This window comes from Chitinophaga sp. 05T412 (genome assembly GCF_056396465.1).
In genome coordinates this window covers 52,335-70,647 of sequence record NZ_JBFTLN010000011.1, presented here as the reverse complement: position 1 = coordinate 70,647, position 18,313 = coordinate 52,335, and the positions used below count along the sequence as shown (strand labels likewise).

The 18,313-nt window shown below is 46.6% G+C and carries 16 protein-coding genes; 4 read left to right on the top strand and 12 right to left on the bottom strand.

Going from position 1 to position 18,313, the window contains the following annotated elements:
* Window positions 1-10: 10 nt before the first annotated feature.
* From AC1DFM_RS23110 to AC1DFM_RS23100, 3 genes are all read right to left on the bottom strand, one after another.
* Window positions 11-3,394 (bottom strand): TonB-dependent receptor, encoded by a 3,384-nt coding sequence (locus AC1DFM_RS23110; protein ID WP_477079128.1) that lies wholly within the window; start codon window positions 3,392-3,394, stop codon window positions 11-13.
* Window positions 3,395-3,635: 241 nt separating this feature from the next.
* A complete protein-coding gene (locus AC1DFM_RS23105; RefSeq protein ID WP_477079127.1) occupies window positions 3,636-4,682 on the bottom strand; it encodes a FecR domain-containing protein in 1,047 nt (348 codons plus the stop codon).
* Between the two features lie 81 nt (window positions 4,683-4,763).
* The gene (locus tag AC1DFM_RS23100) at window positions 4,764-5,315 is read right to left on the bottom strand and encodes an RNA polymerase sigma-70 factor (protein ID WP_477079126.1); all 552 of its coding nucleotides are present in this window, start codon (window positions 5,313-5,315) and stop codon (window positions 4,764-4,766) included.
* A 364-nt stretch (window positions 5,316-5,679) separates the two neighbouring features.
* On the opposite strand from AC1DFM_RS23100, the gene AC1DFM_RS23095 reads away from it, so the two are divergent.
* Both AC1DFM_RS23095 and AC1DFM_RS23090 read left to right on the top strand, forming a co-directional pair.
* The gene (locus AC1DFM_RS23095) at window positions 5,680-7,293 is read left to right on the top strand and encodes a hypothetical protein (protein WP_477079125.1); all 1,614 of its coding nucleotides are present in this window, start codon (window positions 5,680-5,682) and stop codon (window positions 7,291-7,293) included.
* Between the two features lie 21 nt (window positions 7,294-7,314).
* Window positions 7,315-7,656 (top strand): hypothetical protein, encoded by a 342-nt coding sequence (locus tag AC1DFM_RS23090; RefSeq protein ID WP_477079124.1) that lies wholly within the window; start codon window positions 7,315-7,317, stop codon window positions 7,654-7,656.
* Between the two features lie 74 nt (window positions 7,657-7,730).
* Here AC1DFM_RS23090 and AC1DFM_RS23085 read toward each other — a convergent pair whose 3' ends face one another.
* On the bottom strand, window positions 7,731-8,102 hold the full coding sequence (locus AC1DFM_RS23085) for an iron chaperone (RefSeq protein WP_477079123.1): 372 nt from the start codon (window positions 8,100-8,102) through the stop codon (window positions 7,731-7,733).
* Between the two features lie 152 nt (window positions 8,103-8,254).
* Between AC1DFM_RS23085 and AC1DFM_RS23080 the strand changes: the two genes are divergently transcribed.
* Entirely contained in the window at window positions 8,255-9,418 is a 1,164-nt protein-coding gene (locus tag AC1DFM_RS23080) for an acyltransferase family protein (protein ID WP_477079122.1), read from the top strand.
* On the opposite strand, the gene hisG is transcribed toward AC1DFM_RS23080, so the two are convergent.
* The 6 genes from hisG to AC1DFM_RS23050 form a co-directional block, all read right to left on the bottom strand.
* On the bottom strand, window positions 9,415-10,062 hold the full coding sequence (gene hisG / locus AC1DFM_RS23075; protein WP_477079121.1) for an ATP phosphoribosyltransferase: 648 nt from the start codon (window positions 10,060-10,062) through the stop codon (window positions 9,415-9,417). The genes AC1DFM_RS23080 and hisG overlap by 4 nt on opposite strands.
* A gap of 3 nt (window positions 10,063-10,065) precedes the next feature.
* Window positions 10,066-10,644: a hypothetical protein gene (locus tag AC1DFM_RS23070; RefSeq protein WP_477079120.1), complete on the bottom strand. Its 579-nt coding sequence runs from the start codon at window positions 10,642-10,644 to the stop codon at window positions 10,066-10,068.
* Window positions 10,604-10,927 carry a hypothetical protein gene (locus tag AC1DFM_RS23065; RefSeq protein ID WP_477079119.1) on the bottom strand — a complete coding sequence of 108 codons (324 nt, stop codon included), beginning with the start codon at window positions 10,925-10,927 and terminating at the stop codon, window positions 10,604-10,606. The genes AC1DFM_RS23070 and AC1DFM_RS23065 overlap by 41 nt, the downstream gene beginning before the upstream one ends.
* A gap of 33 nt (window positions 10,928-10,960) precedes the next feature.
* Window positions 10,961-12,022: a phosphoribosylaminoimidazolesuccinocarboxamide synthase gene (locus tag AC1DFM_RS23060; protein ID WP_477079118.1), complete on the bottom strand. Its 1,062-nt coding sequence runs from the start codon at window positions 12,020-12,022 to the stop codon at window positions 10,961-10,963.
* A gap of 10 nt (window positions 12,023-12,032) precedes the next feature.
* Entirely contained in the window at window positions 12,033-13,457 is a 1,425-nt protein-coding gene (locus AC1DFM_RS23055; RefSeq protein ID WP_477079117.1) for a hypothetical protein, read from the bottom strand.
* A gap of 276 nt (window positions 13,458-13,733) precedes the next feature.
* Complete coding sequence (locus AC1DFM_RS23050; RefSeq protein WP_477079116.1) at window positions 13,734-14,222, bottom strand: group II truncated hemoglobin; 489 nt, start codon at window positions 14,220-14,222, stop codon at window positions 13,734-13,736.
* A 238-nt stretch (window positions 14,223-14,460) separates the two neighbouring features.
* Here AC1DFM_RS23050 and AC1DFM_RS23045 point away from each other — a divergent pair, with 238 nt between their 5' ends.
* On the top strand, window positions 14,461-15,318 hold the full coding sequence (locus AC1DFM_RS23045) for a glycerophosphodiester phosphodiesterase family protein (RefSeq protein ID WP_477079115.1): 858 nt from the start codon (window positions 14,461-14,463) through the stop codon (window positions 15,316-15,318).
* On the opposite strand, the gene AC1DFM_RS23040 is transcribed toward AC1DFM_RS23045, so the two are convergent.
* Window positions 15,319-16,947: a glycerophosphodiester phosphodiesterase family protein gene (locus AC1DFM_RS23040; RefSeq protein ID WP_477079114.1), complete on the bottom strand. Its 1,629-nt coding sequence runs from the start codon at window positions 16,945-16,947 to the stop codon at window positions 15,319-15,321. It lies immediately after the preceding gene.
* Complete coding sequence (locus AC1DFM_RS23035) at window positions 16,947-18,302, bottom strand: PhoPQ-activated pathogenicity-related family protein (protein ID WP_477079113.1); 1,356 nt, start codon at window positions 18,300-18,302, stop codon at window positions 16,947-16,949. The genes AC1DFM_RS23040 and AC1DFM_RS23035 overlap by 1 nt, the downstream gene beginning before the upstream one ends.
* Between the last annotated feature and the right edge of the window lie 11 nt (window positions 18,303-18,313).

The following is an 18,313-nucleotide window of genomic DNA, read 5'->3' as shown; positions in this document are numbered from 1 at the left end:
AACGGTGATATTAGAAGTTTAGGTTGATACCAATATTGAAAACCTTTTGTACAGGGTATCCCAGGCCATCGCCTCCCATTTCAGGGTCCCAGTATTTGAAGGCGCTGAAGGTGAGCAGGTTGATACCGCTGAAGTATACACGTAGATTTTCAGCTTTCATTCGCTGTAACAGGCGCTTGGGAAGCGTATATCCGAATTCCAGTGATTTCAGTCGTACGAAAGAACCATCATACATAAACCAGGTGCTTGTTTGCAGGTTATTTGTTATTGGCATGGTAGATAATCTTGGCCATAACGCATAAATATTACGGTTTTCTTCTGACCAGTGATTTTTGGCATAGACATCCAGTAGTGCATTTTCTCCGATGCCGCTCCTGGCCCGATCTATAAACGGAGAGGTGGCCCAGGAGTCTATCCAGAAGGAAGATCTGGCAGAGCCCTGGAAGAAGGCGGAAATATCGAACTGACCATAGCCGGCGGAGAATCCGAAGCCATAGATGATTTCCGGCGTAACAGGATGACCGATAGGCGCCACGTCGGCATAGGTAATCTGGCCGTCGCCGTTTAAATCAGCATATTTGATATCACCGGCGCCGTAGGGACCGAAGTTTTGTTTCGGAGAATTCTGTACATCTTTGTCATCGATAAACAGGCGTTCCGCGATGAAGCCCCAGTTCTGCGCAAGCGATTGTCCCGGATGCAGTCGGTATTGTTCTGTATAGGCGGGTTCTTCATATGCTTTGTAGGCGCTGGTAGAGTAGGTGAAGTTGCCTCTTACCGTTAACCATGCCTTGGCATTAAATTGTTCTGTATAGTCGAGGGCGAGATCCAATCCCTGGGTGGTGGCAGCGCCTACGTTAGCGTAGGTGGTAGTAGACAAACCCATGGATGCAGGAATAGAGTTCCGCGGCATCAGGATGTTTTTCCGGTTGCGGTTATATATTTCTGCAATGAGGTTCGCTTTACCTTTGAAGCCTACTTCCAGGGCGAGATTGCCATCATAGGATGTTTCCCAGGTGATGTCGTTATTGCCATAGGCGCTGATGGAAACACCAGGACGGGAAAACCCGTTGTTAAAGCCAAATGACGCACCTTTATAGGGGTTGTTAAGGTTCACGTTGGAGAGATAAAAGAATCGCTGATCTGCTCTCCCAATAGCATCATTACCCACCATGCCGTAAGAACCACGTAGTTTCACTTTAGTGATGGATTTGGACAGTCCTTCCCAGAATTTTTCATTGGAAACTACCCAGGAAGCGCCTATTACCGGGAAGAACCCAAATTGTTTGGATTTGTAGAATTTCTCAGAACCGTTATAACCGAAGTTGAATTCCAGGTAGTATTTGCTGTCGTATCCATAGGAGGCACGTCCCGAAATGCCGGTATTACGGCTGGGCAGGGAAAGCTGCAAGCTGCCGGAGCTGGGATTCTGGTGTTGTTCTACGGTGCCGATAATACTACCGGATACACTATGTTTGGTATTGAAGATGCGGTTATAATCCAGTGCGCCCAACAGGTATAGCTGCGTGGAGAGGTTTCTTTCGCCAGGATTGTAGCTGAGATATTCCGTAGGATTGTTGGCTTCGTTTAGCCATTGCAGTGAATAGGTGTCGCTGAACTTATCGTATTGACCGATATTATAATAGTAAGGACTATAGCCCCTGGATACTTCAAAGTAGGCGTACCGGTTAGTGCTGCCTATCCCGCGGAAGCTGAGGCCGGGCGTGATCGCTTCCATATTTTGATTTAACTCAAACTGTGCCAGCATGCGGGACTGCGAGTATTCTTTGTATCCGCGCACCATGTCGGCGTAGGGATTGGTGTATTGTCCTTTGCCATAGTTGCCGAAAAGAATATGCTGGGTGATTTGATTGGCGGTATCAGGCGCGTAAAACGCGGGATACGCTGTAGGGCTTACCTGTAGTGATCTTTGATAGAGTTCTGAGCCACCATCTATCGGACCATTGTATTCATCGAATGTACCGTAAAGTCTTACGATGAGTTGCGTAGTACGGGTAACGTTGATGTTTACGTTAGAACGAAGCAGGTAAGTATTGAGTCGTATATTATTATTAAAGTTGCTGACTTTAGGCACCTTTAGAATACCATTATCTCTGTTGTAGCTACCGGATACATAGTACTGCGCTTTTGGGCCACCACCGGATATGCTCAGGTTACCGCGTTGGTTCATGGTGTTTTTCTTAAAGAGCAAATCCTGCCAGTCTACTTTAGGATATACGTATGGGTTATCGCCGGCAATGGTATGATCTATTTGTGAGGGGCTGTATTTCACATTCAGGTCGCCACGGGTAAGCTGGGCTTGTGTATACAACCGCATATAAGTGATCGGATCTGCCAGTTTAACGGTTTGCGTAGGAGCGGAGAGGGCGTCTTCCAGGCGGAGGTTTACCTTTACTTTTCCTTCCTTTCCTTCTTTGGTAGTTACCAGGATAACGCCGTTAGCGCCTCTGGCGCCGTAGAGTGCGGAAGCGCTGGCATCTTTCAGAACGGAGAAGCTGGCGATATCATCCGGTTGCAGGCGGGCGAGGTCGGTGGTGGTGAGTTCTATATTATCAATGAGGATGAGCGGCGAGTTGTTGACCCCAAAGGTGGTGATACCACGGATGAAGAACTGGGCATTATCTCTGCCTGGTTCCCCGCTACGTTGATAAGAAATAACACCGGCCAGTCTTCCTGCCAGGGCGGCGGTCAGGTTGCTGGATGGTATTTTCAGGTCTTTAGGAGAAATAGAGGTGACAGACCCTACGACGGCTTCTTTGCGTTGTTTTCTACCGAAGGCGGTGATCACTACCTGGTCCAGTTCTTTGGCGTCGATCCGCATCACAATATTGAAAACCGTTTTATTGCCTACGGCTATTTTCTGTGGTGTAAATCCGGTTAATGACAGCAGGAGGGTACTGTTTTCCGGTACATCCAGTACAAATTTTCCGTTGATATCGGTAGTGGTACCGATGCTCTTGTTGGATTCCAGCAGGATCGTCACACCGGGGAGGGGTACGTCTGAGGAATCCCTAATGGTACCGGTAACGGTGATATTGGCCATGGTATTGCTTGTCATGGCATCGGCGGTGTTGTCGTTTTGTTGTGTGAGGATGATCACCTGGTTTCGCTGCTCTTTATAAGAAAGATGCAGGGAAGAGGAAACGCGGTCCAGGATCTCTTTCACAGTGGCATTTTTCATTTTCAGCTCCATGACCTTATCGGCATTTATATCGGTGCTGTTATAGAAAAAACGGTATCCTGAATTGGATTCCATGTAGGAAATGAGGCTGTCTAAAGTGACGGCCGGGAAGTTGACCCGCAGTTTTTTCTGCGAGTAGCCGCTGGCTGACACCTGAAGAAAAGCGATGATAAGGAATAGTGTAAGCTTCATGATTTTGATAAAGAGCTTATCAGCCCGGAGACAAATAAATTTGTCCGGGTACAGAATTAAATTCATAATTTAGAATGGTTGAGTTCAGACAATAGGAAATCTTGAAATCCTTATTTGTAAAGATTTCCTGTTTACTTGACAAACGGGGGATGTGGCCGCATTCCCCGTTTTTTATTTAAATAGCTTCGTAATTAAGTGAACCTGTTTAAGCAGGATTGTTTCATAAACGTAGATTTTTGGTTTAATTAATAATGACCGTTTTACCCGAAATGGTGTACTCAAATGGATGGATCTGTTGTAAGATTTTAAGTATATCGGTTAATGATTCCCCCTGGATATTGCCGGAGAAGATGAATGCGCGAACGTTTTCGTTGCCGAATACGAATTTCACATCATTGCGTCTTTCAATGCTTAATGCCAGGTCATCAAAGCGTTCATTGCGGAATGGCAGGCGGTTTTCCATCCATGCGGTTTCTTCTGCCGCCGGACCCTTGGTGATGGCCTGTTCTGCGTGAACGGTAGGTTGGTTGGCTGCTGGTTTTATGGTTGTTACATTTTCCTCATTCGATGATATTGGTTCCTTTAATATGGTTACTTTTTCATTGGGCTTCAGTTGTATCTTCCTGCCGCCATATTTTTTTACGGTTACTTCTACGGCGCCGCTGATTAAAGCGGTTTCCGTTTTATGGTCATCCGGGTATGCTTTCAGGTTAAAGGCAGTTCCGAGCACTTTAACATCTACTTCATCGGTATGTATAATAAATGGTGCGTGGGCATTTTGTGTAACATTGAAATAAGCTTCTCCTGTTAATTTTACTTCGCGGTTTCCTTGTTGGAAATCGTTGGGATAAGAAAAGGCGCTGCCGGCATTGAGTACTACCACCGTGCTGTCGGGCAGTACAATTCTATAGCGGGTGCCGGGTTTAGTGGTAATATGTGTCCAGCCGGCAAGGGTGCTTTGCCGGTTATTACGCAGTAAAAATCCGGCTCCTACGGTAACGGATATCCCAAGTACTGCTGCCGCAATGCCCCAGGGTCTTATCAGGAACCGTTGGCGTACGGGAGTTGGCTGTGCCTGCGCAAAAATGGCGGAAAGGCGTAAGTCTTTGTTATTGGCCGGCACAGCAGGCAAGGAGCTATTCACAGATGCCTGTTGCAATACCTGGTAGGTAGCTGCAAGGTCAGGGTCGGTGAGAAGCAGTTGCTCAAATTCCCGTCGTTCCTTTATGTTCAGTTCATTAGCCAGCGCTTTTGCTAAAAGTTCCCAGGCTTTTGCTGATTTATCCACGTAAGAAGATTATGTCTTGTAGTAAGACAACAATTTTTAAAGATGCTATTAAAGGAAAGTGAAATTTTTTTTGAGAGATGCTTACAGGATGTTCAGTTTCCGTTCCAGGCGGATGCTTTTACTCAGTTTTTTCACGGCGATACTCATTTGTACATTCACGGTATTCACGGAAATATCGAGGATTTCGGCTACTTCTTTGTATTTCAGGCCATCTTCCCGTACCAGGCGAAAGATCATTTTACATACCGGTGGTAAGTGATTCACGGCCTTTTCCATGGCCTGTTCATTTTCTTTGCTGATCAGGATATCATCGGGAAGAATGGTGGCGGTATCGGTTTTAATCTGCAGGTATTGATCCTTCAGCATATTGCCGACGGAGTATTTCTTTTTAACGCAGTTCAGTGCTGCATTGCGTACTGCGGTATACAGGTAGGTATTAATATTTTGTATGTGGCTGAGTTGTTCCCGTTTTAACCAGATGTTCAGAAAAACATCTGATACTACTTCCTCTGCTTCTTCGGCTACTTCCAGGTAGGAGCAGGCAAATTTAAAGAGACGGTCAAAATAATGATAGTAGAATTGGCGGAACGCCCATTCATCACCATTCATCACAGCCGTTAATACATCTCTCATGGAATAGGAAGGATCTGTTTGTTGAACTAAATCTACCTGCTAAATACATATAATTCAAATAGCATTTTGCCGAATAAGAATATCATTTTGCCAGAATCTGCTTTTTATTCTTGTTATCTGTTATGATGGAAGTTTTAACGGGCGAGCATAAACGTAGTAGAGAAGGTTTTAGTAAACAGGTTTTGGGAAGATATAAATCTTAATGTTTGAACTTATCATGACGGTTTTTTTCAGGAGAAGTTTGGCAAACAACATTTGCCGTGAATAGGTATAATGATAATCATTCTTTTATAAAAAGCATATGCATTATTATTAATGTATAACTTAATTACCTATTTTCGCCGCCCTAAACCTTATACCTCATATGAAATCCTGTATGAAATTCATACCGGCACTCATGCTTGTAGCTGTTACATTGGGCGCCCATGCGCAATCTGATTCTGCATTGAAGAGTAAAATTATTGCCCGGCCGGTGAAAACAAAGAAGCCAACCAGCCAGGTTGGCTTGGAACTGGTGTATAAAACATATACCTCTACCTATTATAATCCCAATACGCATCGCTATTCCAGTAACACTTATCAGAAACCGTTTGTGAGTGTTAATGGCGCTAAGCCGGTGGCATTAGACAGAAAAGGAGAAATACTCCGGAAGTACTATACTAAATGTCCGCTGGCCATGCAGCAGCTCGATGAATCCCGTCACATCAATAAAAAAGCATCGAGGTTTTTCTGGGGTGGTTTCGGCGCTGCCGGAGTAATGACAGTTGGTGGGATTGTGCTTTCCACGAAGGTGCCGGAAGATAAATCAACCGCTGCCTTCTTCACCAGTTTTGGTGTGGGAGTGGGAACCATGCTGGCAGGTGGTATTGTCTCCTGGATACTGCATAAACGGGCGGATGAGCACCTGCGGAGTTCTGTGGATGTGTATAACAAAAGCTGTTATATACCGCCTAAACCGGATAGTACGCAAGCCGCATCCACCACTGCAACAAACGGAAAAGTAAAAGCCTCTCCCCGGAAGAATTATGTGGATACGGTATTGTATGAATTGGTGCGTAATGAGCCGGCACATTCCAATTTGTATGGAATTTCTGTACACCCTGTTGTACTCGATGCCTACAAACCTAATTTAAGTATCTCCGGTGGTATTGGGGTATTCTATACCTATAAAAGCGCGTTTGGCGTGAGCCTCAATACACAAATGAGCTACCTGGAAAACCTGGATGGTATTCATGGAAGTGACAAACCTTCTTATCAATCATATGGTGTGCCGGTAAAAAACCGCGCATCAAAACGACTGGAATTACAAACCAAGTTTACCTTAAGCTCCTGGACAAAAGAGATTAAATACCCTATGCATGTCTCTTACACCAGAGAAGGAGAGATGTCTGGTAGTGTGCCAGGTACTATGCTGCGTGCTATCTCCGGCCGGTTGGGATTCATCCACGATCTGAAGAAAATTGAGGGCAATGGCGTAATGCCATTGGAAACCAGCAAAGCGCCTTATGTATTGCATATGGACGATGGTACAGATCAGGAGTTGGATAGAACAGGATTGAAAAGTTCTACCGCCTTCCTGCAATCGGAAGTGATTACAGCGGGTATTGCGTTGAGTACTTACCGCGACATGAAAATTAATCTTAAAGATGAGCAATACAAAGGGAAAAGGGATTTGAAATCACAAACTGATCTTTTTATAGACGTGATGTATGCGCCTTCTATGAAGTATGAAGACCTGTTATATTCCTATCATGTTTATCAGTCGAATCAGATGTATGAAATATTACCGGTAACATCTCCTTTCAGTAGAACTGGCGCCAGAATAGGTTATCAGTCGATGAGCATGGGGAAATTCTTCGGCACCAAATATATTATTGAATTAGGATTACGTCCCGGGCCCACTTTACCCAGTTCTGCCAATGCATATTTCCAGCTAACTTATGGAGTAGTTTTTGGAGGCCGTCAAAACAATTTTTAATAAGATTAGATTTTCTCTGCTATGAAGCGTTATATACTGGCCCTTTGCTCTATTGGCTGCCTATACTTTTTTACAGGCTGTATTAAGCACTACAGCTGCGATGATATAAGAGAGCTGTCTATGCCGGCAGATACACTCTTACACAATGGTGCAACATTAAAATTCACCGCACCGGCTGAAATTCCATTCAATGACGTGCAGTACTATAACTGGTATGGACCTAATCACTTTTCTGCACACCGGGAAGAGGAAGCCATTATCTATAATGTAACGGCAGCCACCAGTGGTACTTACCATCTTGACATCATTACGAAAGGTGGTTGTACCTATCGGTTGAGTAAGTATATACGGGTGATCCCGTAATGCGGGAAATGATGGCAACGTGTTGGGCCCCGCAGACAAGCAGGGATCAGGACGTTGTCATCTTCCCTAATTCCCTATTTTTTCTTCTTCGCGGCCAGCTTCGCATCATTCTCCTTTGCCCGGAATTTCACCATCTTAGTAATCAACGTCAGCGGCATGGGCTGATCCAGCGGAAATTGTACAGAACCTTTCCCTGTTTTATATTTCGATAACTCGGCTTTAAATGCCTCCAGTCCCGACGGGATAGGATAGAACCCAATATGATGGGGATAGGCAGCAAAGTAAACGAGCGGACCGTTTTGTTTAAATGCCGGCATGCCGTAACCAATGCCTTCGGTAGCCTGCGGCGCTGCCTTTTTCACCGTGCTGCGTACTTGTTCCAGTATGTGCTGAATATCCGGTGGAAAGCCGGCAATGTATTCATCTATAGTGGTTGCGTTTGTCATAGCGTTAGAGGTTATAATACAAATTTACCGTTTCCCGCTGAGCGGAAGGCGGTGCAAACGCGACATACTCCGTGCTGAACCCGACAAAATAATAGAAAAAAGTAAGGGTTATCATTATCTTTATCAGATTGCTCCCCTGTATATAAGAAATTATGCAAAACATCACGCTGCCCGCATCCAAAAAGTTATTGGGTTTAGATCATTTGAGAGCGCTGGCCATCACGCTGGTGTTACTGTATCACTATCGGATGTTTGCGCATCCGCAATGGGTGGATGATGTAATAGGCTTTGGCTGGACAGGTGTTGATTTATTCTTTGTATTGAGCGGTTTTCTGATTTCCTCGCAGTTGTTTGAGCAGATGGCAAAGGGAAAAGCCATCTCCTTATCCGAATTCTTTATCAAGCGTTTCTTCCGGATTATTCCTCCTTACTTATTGCTGCTGGCTATCTATGTATTCATTCCGGCTTTCCATGAAAGAGAGCGACTGGCGCCATTATGGAAGTATCTGACGTTTACCCAAAACTTTGGGCTGGATATTAAAACGGATGGTACCTTTTCTCATGTATGGTCGTTGTGTGTAGAGGAGCATTTTTATTTATTGCTACCGCTGGTACTTACGGGGCTGGTGGCATGGAAGGCTACCCGGAAGAGCTGGATACTGCTGGTGGCCTTGTTTTTAGCAGGCTTCCTGATTCGCCTGTATTGCTGGCATTACCTGATTGCGCCGCACGAAGAAGCAGAAGATTACTGGAAATATTGGTACATGCACATGTACTATCCTACTTATAACCGTCTGGATGGCCTGCTGGCGGGCGTTGCAGGTGCGGCATTGTTTACTTTCCTGCCGGCCGTTAAAGCGTGGATCATCCGGTATAGCCATGTCATTTTAGTGGCCGGGCTGCTGGTATTAACGGGCGCCTGGTTTTTATGTGAAGAGCAGAAAAGCTTTGGGGCTTCCATTTTTGGATATCCGATCATCGCCATCGGGTATGTCTTGTTGGTAATGGGAGCAGTGAGTCCGGGTAATGTTTTATACCGGTTTAATAGTCGCGTTACGGCATTGATCGCAAAATTATCTTTCGTATTATACCTATCACATAAGGGCGTGATACACCTGGTGCAGCCGCTTTTCGAAAAAGCAGGACTGGCGCCAAAGGGCAATGCCATGCTGATTACCTGTTTGCTGGCAGCGGTAGTGGCAGCTTTTATACTGAATAAGTTGGTAGAGGCGCCGTGTTTGCGGCTGCGGCAGCAAATATTACAGAAAAGAAAAGGGACGCAGGAAGTGGCGGCAATGGAACACCTGCGGGCCTAACAAACCGGTTGCTTTAAATAAGACATAAATATTTCGGGCGTCGTCACGTCCGTTTTGCGGGTCCATATTTCATGGTGCAGGGCAGTAATGGTGTCCAGTTCACGGAATCCCATTCGCCGGATGGTACGGCCGGTTTCAATCACATCTATAATCGCGTCTGCTATGTGCAGGTAGAGCGCCGTTTCATGTGCTCCTTCCATGGGTATAATGTGGGCGGTCATATGATGGGCAGCTATATATCGTTGTGCTACCGACGTGAATTTTGTGCAGATGGTATGGATATGGCGGGGATGGATGATTTGCGGTGCTATCAGCGACAGGCGGCATTGCTGCATGGGTAATGGTTGCAGGCAGCTAAGCGTAGATAGTCCGTATTCCTGGAACCAGATGCTGCTTCCGATGGCCACATCAACATGGCTCTGTTCCAGCATCCAGCAGAGGTCGCGGCTACGTATAGTCACCAACGTGATATTGCGGTGGTTATCGTGAAATACGGGTACGTCGCCTTTCATGAAGCTATTAAACGCCGGTGTGTCCGGCATCTCCAGTAATGATACTGATTCTGCAAACCCCCTTCCTTTCCCGACAGCGATCCGCAGCGGCGATGGGGGACGTAGAGAGATATCAGTTTGTGGCAGTTGCATATATTATAAATTATTAGCCCAGGAGAGCAATTTAGTCAAACATACTTCCTGGCTATATTGATCTGTTCTGAGGATATTGGCGCCATACGTTTTCCCTAGCTGCAGGTATTGGGCCATATAGCCGGTATGATAGGCCACATCGAATGTTTCTTCTGTTCTCGTAGCGAGCCTTTGTAAAGTGGCGCTGATGCCTGCGTAACAAAGCGTAGTAGGCGGAATGGGCAGCCAGTCCTGGTAGTAGCTGGCAGGGATGAGCGTGAAAATGGTCATCCAGTGCCGGTCGAAGATGAGCATATCCCCGCTGTTTGCTGCCAGTAGCTGATGGATAGCGGCTTTGCCGAGATCTGCTACCTGTTGGTACTCTTTTTTTGCGGCGTGTGCAAGGAGGGCGGCGCCGGTTTTTCCACCAAAGGGGCGGAGATAAGTTCCACCGGTGGCTTGTGCCAGTAGGGTCGCCATGGTGGTTTTGCCGGCGCCGTCATGTCCGTCTATGGCCAGTATGCGCTGTCGTTGTTTATCCATACGTTTGTTGCCAACTACATTAATGATGGGGGTGCAGTGCCACGCTACCGCCTTTTTCATCCAGTTTTACTTCGTATTTGCCGGCGCCTTTGTGGCCATTTTTCAGGATAGCGCCTGCTGCCTGATTCAATTTCATCAGTCCACGGGCAGACACTTCTTTAAAAGGACGTTTATCCGTTGCCGTTGGATAAAGTGTTATTTTATCTTTTTCAACGGAAAAGCCGATACGTTTTCCCTGGCCTTTCTGGAATTTGAGCAGGGTCCGGGCAGCAGGAGGGAGGGTGATCATGCCGGCAGGGGAAATGGTTCTGCTGCTGAGGTTTTCTTTAAATGAAGTAGCCATTGTTTTTATTTTTTTTGTGAGATGAATAAGTGGTTAGTCGTTTACTGAAAACATCGACGAATACGCTTTCTCATAATTTTCATATAGCTTTTCCGGTGCAGCGCCTTTTCGCCAAAGGTCTTTATCCATTGATTCCGCCTGTTCCGGATGGAGGCTATTCCAGCGGATACGCATGCAGTCCGGACTAATTTCACCATAAATCAATTTGCCACTGCGATCAATGAAAATGCACATGTCAATGAGGGTAATGCCTGATTGAAAGAACATTTTTTCCAGCCACAGGAAAGTTTCCAGCGCCATTTTTTTAGCGAAGGGAAGATCCTGTATCCAGAGTGCGGCGTAGTCGTCGGAGATGGGTTCATCTGCCAGCCGGATGTTGTTCTCATCGGTCAGCGGATGGCGCCAGTCGAAGCATACGATAGGGGCATCGAACCGCGTCCAGCGGGCAATAGGGAGCGCGCCCGGCATGGTAGACGGATACTGGTCGGTATACCGGTAGCGGTGCACTGGTGAGCCGATATGATATCTCTTAATCCTGGTTTCTATATTGCAGCTATCTACCAGTAATTGTACAATGAACAAGCCCTGTTCATTTTCTATTTCCGCCAGAAAAGCGCTGGCAGGAGCATATGCGCGGCCTTCGCCATTGTGTGCCATTTTACGATATACGGCGGTGGTGAATTTAATCCGGATATTATCGGTACCATCTACCATACCATAACGGTTATGGGTATATGAGTATACAGTGGGCTTAAATTTTTCTATCACTACGCGGGGTGTCCAGTACTTAATAATTTTGCTTTCTCCTTCTATGAGTAGTGGCAGCTGCTCAAAGTTAAAAGGGATTTTTTGCAGGATACGTTCTACGATGCTTTCTACCCGTTCATTCGGTTTTATCAGGAGCGTAGGTACGTCTCCGTTTGTATGGTTGGTATCGGTCAGCATAAGGAAGGGTTGGTGAGGAGCGCTCAGCGGCTGCGTCGTTACCACCACGGGGAAGTCCAGTTCCTGTAGTTGCCGGATAGCCGCGGATACGGCGTCATCAGGCGTTGTACGGCATTCGTTGATAATATTGATGGGCGTCATATGATGCATGCTTTATAGTTTATCGTAAAAAATCAGGCAGATCGTATTCCGTATAGTCGAACGCGTGATAAGCACTATTGAGTACATACAGGAGCTGAAGGGTGGCGCCGTATGCATTGGCGATCGCTTCCCAGGGGCGTCCGTTTTCACAGAGGGCTACCTGATCTTCTATGGCGTAGTGAAGGGTGGAGGTAGTCCAGGCGTTGATCAGTTCCTTGTTGTTGGGTTCCTGCATGGCGGCCCGCATACCTTTGGTAATATGCATGGGTATTTTAATAAAGTACTGGTAAAGATTCGCTTTCCCTTCCAGTCCGAAATGCGTGCCTTCTTTTGCCAGAAAGCCCGCCATTCCCAGTAATTGCCGCATGCGTACATAGCCGAAGCTGAAGTTGCGGTATAGCAGATCATGCGCCGGTTTAACCGGGATGATGGCTTGTCCGTATAAACAAAGTACATGCTGATTCAGGTTATCACCGGACAACGACTGGCATCCATAGAAATCTGTTTCATCGTATACACTGATATTGATATCTACGCCCTGGTACGACGGATTTTGTCCTCTCAAAGCCTGCAATGCGATATCCGATGATTTCACATATAGGATCACGTCATAATCGGCGAAGCTTTCGCTGGTAACGGATGAACCATATACGAATATAGCCAGCAGGTTGTCTGACAAAACCTCCCGCAGCTGGTTCGTAAAGCCGAATCGTGTTTGCTGGGCGGCGGTGAGCGTACTGGTTGTCACCAGTAACGGTGTAGTAGTAACGCCGTCGCTGAGCGCCGTCAGCAGCCGGCCATACATCTTTTTGATCGCACTGATGCGCTCGAAGGCAGAGAGGTCCGTAGCGTAGCCGTAGTGCAGCACAAATTGTTGCAATGCCTCTTTGCTGATGATCGTTATATCCAGTGATTCGAGATAGGCTGATATTTGCCAGAGCCGGTCCAGTTTACTTTGAATAGTAGCTTCTGTGAATCGGTTTTGTATGATGGCTGCGCTAAGGGTGCACCCTGCGAGGAACAGGAGCGACTGCAGGTAGTAGCGGTTAGTACCCATGCCGGTATTGGGATCTACCGGTAGCAGTGGATGAAATGTTTGCAACGATTGTATAAACTGCCGGTAGGCTTCATCGGCCGGAGTGGTGTGGGTTTCCTGTACAAAGCGTTCAAAAAACAGCGGGTGAAACAGGGACGATAGCTCCAGCAGCTGACGGCTGACGGGGCGTGGGTTTACCAGTTGCAGTGTGGTAGCGAGGGTGAAGAATTCACGTAGTTCGGATTCATCCAGTTCTTCCTGGAAGAGGACAAATGTGAAATCGCTTTCTTCTTTTTCCCGCCATCCTGGTGGCATGGTAACCACGCGGAAGCCGGCATATTTATGTTTAAATATGGAGGAGAAGGGGCTCATATCCACGGGTGGTGGTATAAACAGTTGATCTTTCAAAGTAAAAGAGATGAGATAATAACGCCTGAATGCTGCTGAAAAATCCAGATTTGCTGCAATGCTTTATGGGAAAAGATACTTTTTTGTTGCCCTGGGGGAGGCGATCGTTTCTCACAAATTAAAAATTCCGGTCTATGGGGTTCGTTCAAATTATTTTGAGGTATGCTATTAACAAGTGACTGCTGTTTAACAGCGATCTATTTAAAGTTAGGCAATTTTCAGCAATAAAAAAAGTTTAGCATTTAGCTGCGAACAGCTAAATGCTAATAGCAGCCGTTATTCTGGCTGATAAGGTCCGCCGGGTTCTCCCCATCCCCATTTAGGCATTGGTTCATCGGGCTTCACCGGCAAATTGGTTTCATTGGAATTGATGACGGCAATACGGGTGCCCCATTCAATGTACGCTACAAAGGCAGCACGGAATTCCGGATCTGCCGGGAGATCCATTTCGTCGGCGGTAGCCAGGAGTAACTGCACCCATCTTTGGCGGTGGACTTCCTGGAGGTGTTTGCCCAGATGCTTCTGAATCATGGTAGCATGGGAACCTTCGCCGTTGCTGTATAGTTTCGGACCACCAAATACTTCTGCGATGAAGTGGGCAACATGCAATTGATGGGAGGGCGACATATGCTTAAATATTGGTCCGATTAAATCGTCCAATACTACCTTATCATAGAAAGCGCGGATGAGTTGTTCAAATACCGGCATTCCGCCGGCCCATTCATATAAAGTGGGTATCGGTTTATTGGTCATCTCTTTTTTCATAAAGCTAGAAAGTTTAACAAAGAACTCCAAGAGCTTACTAAAGAGTAGGCGCCCATGGCTTAACAAAAGGGTAACACCATTTAAAAAATAAGTTTGCATTCGTTGAATACCTTGCGTATTTTCCGTGGTCATGTGCGTATGGTATGTTCTGTTCCGGAAATTTTGAACGCGCTGTAGCAAGCGCCCGTAGCGTCCTAACCGGTAATTTATCCCGTCATCTTAGAAAATAAATAACGTCATGAAACGCATTTTTTTTATCGTGTCAGTCATTACTTCCTTATCCGCTACTGCGCAAAAAGCCCAGCCCGTAGCAACTATCATCGATGAGTTTTATCATCATCCGGAGCATATCATGGTCACCGCGCATCGTGCCGCGCATACCAAATACCCGGAAAACTCGCTGGCAGCCATTCAGGAAGCCATTAAACAGGGCATCGACATTGTTGAAATTGATGTGCGGGAAACCAAAGATCACGTGCTGATTATTATGCATGATGAAAAAATTACGCGTACTACCGGTAAGCCAGGTAAAACCACCGATTATACTTATCAGGAGTTGCAACAGTTTCCGTTGTTGTTTAACGGACAACCTACTAAAGAAAAGATCCCGACGTTTGAGCAGGTGTTACAGCTCACTAAAGGAAAGATCATGGTGGATGTTGACTTCAAAGCAGATGGCGACGCGGCCGCCAAACAAACGGTAGACATGATCGCGAAGCATCACATGGAGCAACAGGTATTGTTCTTCATTTATGAGCATCCTTATGCTACGCAGTTGCTGCAATGGAATGCGAAATTACAGGTGATGCCACGGGCACATAGTATTGCCGAAATACATGAGATAGAGAAAATGGGTAAGTTCCCGGTGATTCATATTGATGATGATTTTTACACCGACTCTACCATGCAGCGTGTAGCCAACAACGGTACCCGGATATGGATCAATACCCTGGGGGATTATGATAAGATGGAGGAGAAACAGGCGGATAGTGGGTTTGATCAACGCCTGAAAGATGCAAAGTATGCCAATGCTATTCAAACAGATTATCCGGAAAAGCTATTGGCATACCTGCGTAAGAAAGGCCTGCACAAATAATTATTCAGCAGGATAATATTGTTTTAACCAGCTGATTACTTTCGCAAACACATCCATGGAAGCTGTTAACCCCATCCCATGTTTTTCTGCCGGATAAAGCTCCAGCTGTGTGGGTATATTGAGTGACGTTAGTTTTTCATGCAGCTTTTTTGCCTGGCTAACATCTACGAGCGGATCTTGGCCGCCGTGAAACAAAATAGTAGGAATACCGCTGGCTTTGGTGAGCTGGTAGTAAGGACTGGCATCAAATGCAATTTTGGCGGCCGGATCTGGTTCACCCAGCAGGCGTGCTACTTTTTCATCGGCATCTTTATTTTCCTGCCTTACTTTTTTATCAGTAAAATCTGTTGGCCCCCATAAATCCACCACTGTTTTTATCTGCCGTAAACTATCGCAGGCATAAGCGTATTGCAGGGCCAGATAAGCGCCGGCGCTACCACCTATCAAAGCAAACTGGTTGCCATCGAATTGCAGTTTTTTAGATTTGGAAGATATGAATGCCAGTGCTTTTTTTACATCGTCCAGTTGAGCGGGGTAAGTATTTTGGTGATCTTCCCGGATCAGGCGGTAGTTCATGGATACTACGCCATAGTGCAGCCGTCCGGCCAATTCTTCGATGAGTTGTTTGGGAAATTCTTTTTTATCACCGCCTGTCCAGCCGCCGCCATGCAGGTACACAATTATTTTAGTGCTGGCGGAATGGTTTTCGGGAAGATAAGCATCGAGTGTATTATCTTCTCCTGCATCGCCATAAGGCACATTCCGCATGGTGATATACTTGTTGCTGCTGGCTACTGCTGGTAAAGGAGCGCCAGCGCTGCCATCGCGAAGATTATTTTTTTTCAGGTAGTCAACCAGTGCTTCCGGATGATCACTCTGCATACCCTGTACACCTTTGCTCAATACCGTGTTCCAGCTGGCTGGGCCCTCTGAGGAAGATTGTGCATCGAGCCAAACCGATACGCCGTGTTGACGGGTAACAGCCAGCATGGCGCTGTCGGTGACGTTGTCCAATACCGCAATCGCGAAGTTGTTGAGCAGGAAATTGAGTTGGGTGGCAGTGGTGACTTCATCGGGCATGCTGGTCATCAGTGGCAGTTGTGGCGCTGTTTTTCTCCACGGTTTATATTGCTCTCTGGCGTTGAGATATACCACCACTTGTTTTTCCATACCGGCGGCCTGTATCTGTTTCCAGGTTTCGGTGACGTCGGCATCTTTGAAGTCGAGATAGATATTGACTTTCCCTTTGCTGGCGCGCAGGGCTTCTGCGAAGGTTGGTACGCGGTAGTCTTTCCCGTCTTTACTATTGACTTTAAGCTGTTGTATTTCTTTGCAGGTGAGGTCTGCCACTTTTCCTTTTCCGTTGGTCATACGATCTACGGTGGCGTCGTGCATGAGTACCAGTTGGCCGTCTTTGGTGGTGCGGAGGTCCAGTTCAGCGTAGTCGGCGCCGCATTGAATGGTGGCGGCGATGGCGGCTACGGTATTTTCCGGCATATCTACATGGTTACCACGATGTGCTACTACTACAAATTTATTTTTGGTAGCCGGCAGCGGCGCTGCCTGTTGTGCAAAAGTAGTTTGCATCAACAGACAGGCGCCGGCAAAAATGAATATACGCTTCATCATTACAGGATCTGTTTAGTATCGGTCACGAATACACGGGTACTTACGGAATAAGTACCGCCGGTTGGATTCATATATTGAAGGTCTACGTAAAAGGCGCGGTAGCCGCTGGCGGGCAATGGCGTGCTCACTTTTACGGTTGATTTATGCGCTTGTCCCAGGCTTTGCGACGACCATTTCTCATTGCGGAAATCCAGGTCGGTAGAGTTGGCGGTCCACAGGATGACATCTACCAGCTGATCAGCGGTGGCTTTGGCGGTAAGTTTTACTTTTCCGCGACGGGTACTGGTAGTCCAGCTGCTGGAAGGGTAAGCCTGTTTTGCCATCGTGGTGCCGAAGAATGCGCTCAGTGCTTCAAAGGCATGTTTTTTATCGCCCAGGTTATGTCCGGCGTTGGGCGTGTAGTTGAGCATGTTTTTGCCGGGGATGCTATCGAGATAGTTTTTAACGTTGTCTACTACCCAGTATTCATCGTTGGTGCCCATGAAAATCATTTTAGGCATGGTGAGCAGCTGGCGATAGGAATAAGGATCTATCATGGTGTTGATGGCTTGTCCGCCGTCGGTGTGGGCGGCTTGCGGAATACCCAGCTTCACGTAATCTTCAATTTGTATGCTGTATTCTTTCCATGTTTTGATTTGATAGTCGAGGCTTACCGGCATGTTCAATACATCAATTACCATGGGAGCAATAGCGGCTACGCGGTTATCGTTTGCACCGGTGAGCCAGGTGGTCCAGCCACGTTTGGAAGCACCGGATACCACGAAGCGGTTCACATTTTGCGACAGCTTTTCTTTGGAGAATGCCTGTACTACGTCCATAGCACGCACTGCGCTTTTCACCATGGGGAACAGCAGGGGCCAGCTATAGTCGCCATCTTCTTTAAACTGATGAAGAGTATAAGAGATGAGGGCATCTTCCGTCAGGTTTTTGAAGAGCGGCTGATTGGGTGTTTGTCTGAGTACCGCGGTAATGGCTTTATTGGTGCTGGCTACGGATGCAATTTGCTGATACAGTTCATCCGTAGGTCCGTTCCAGTTAGGAAGGCCATTTTTTACCGAACCGCCGGTGATGAACAGCAGGGCACCATCATAGCTCACGTTGGCAGGTACAAAGATAGCCAGCTGGTGTGTCCAGGTATATTCGCGCCATTTTTGAGAGGTGAGTAAAATGCTATAGCATTTTACCTGGTTGATATTGAAAGAGTCTTTCAGTTCGTAATGGAAAGAAGCGTCGCCGTTGTTCAGGTAGCTTTGCAGTGCATTGGCAGGTGTAACGGTTTGCTGTGCAAATGCTGCTACAAAGAAAAGCAGGTGGGCGAACAGGGCGGCCGTTGTTTTCAGAAAGCGTTGTTTCATATGCGGAGGAG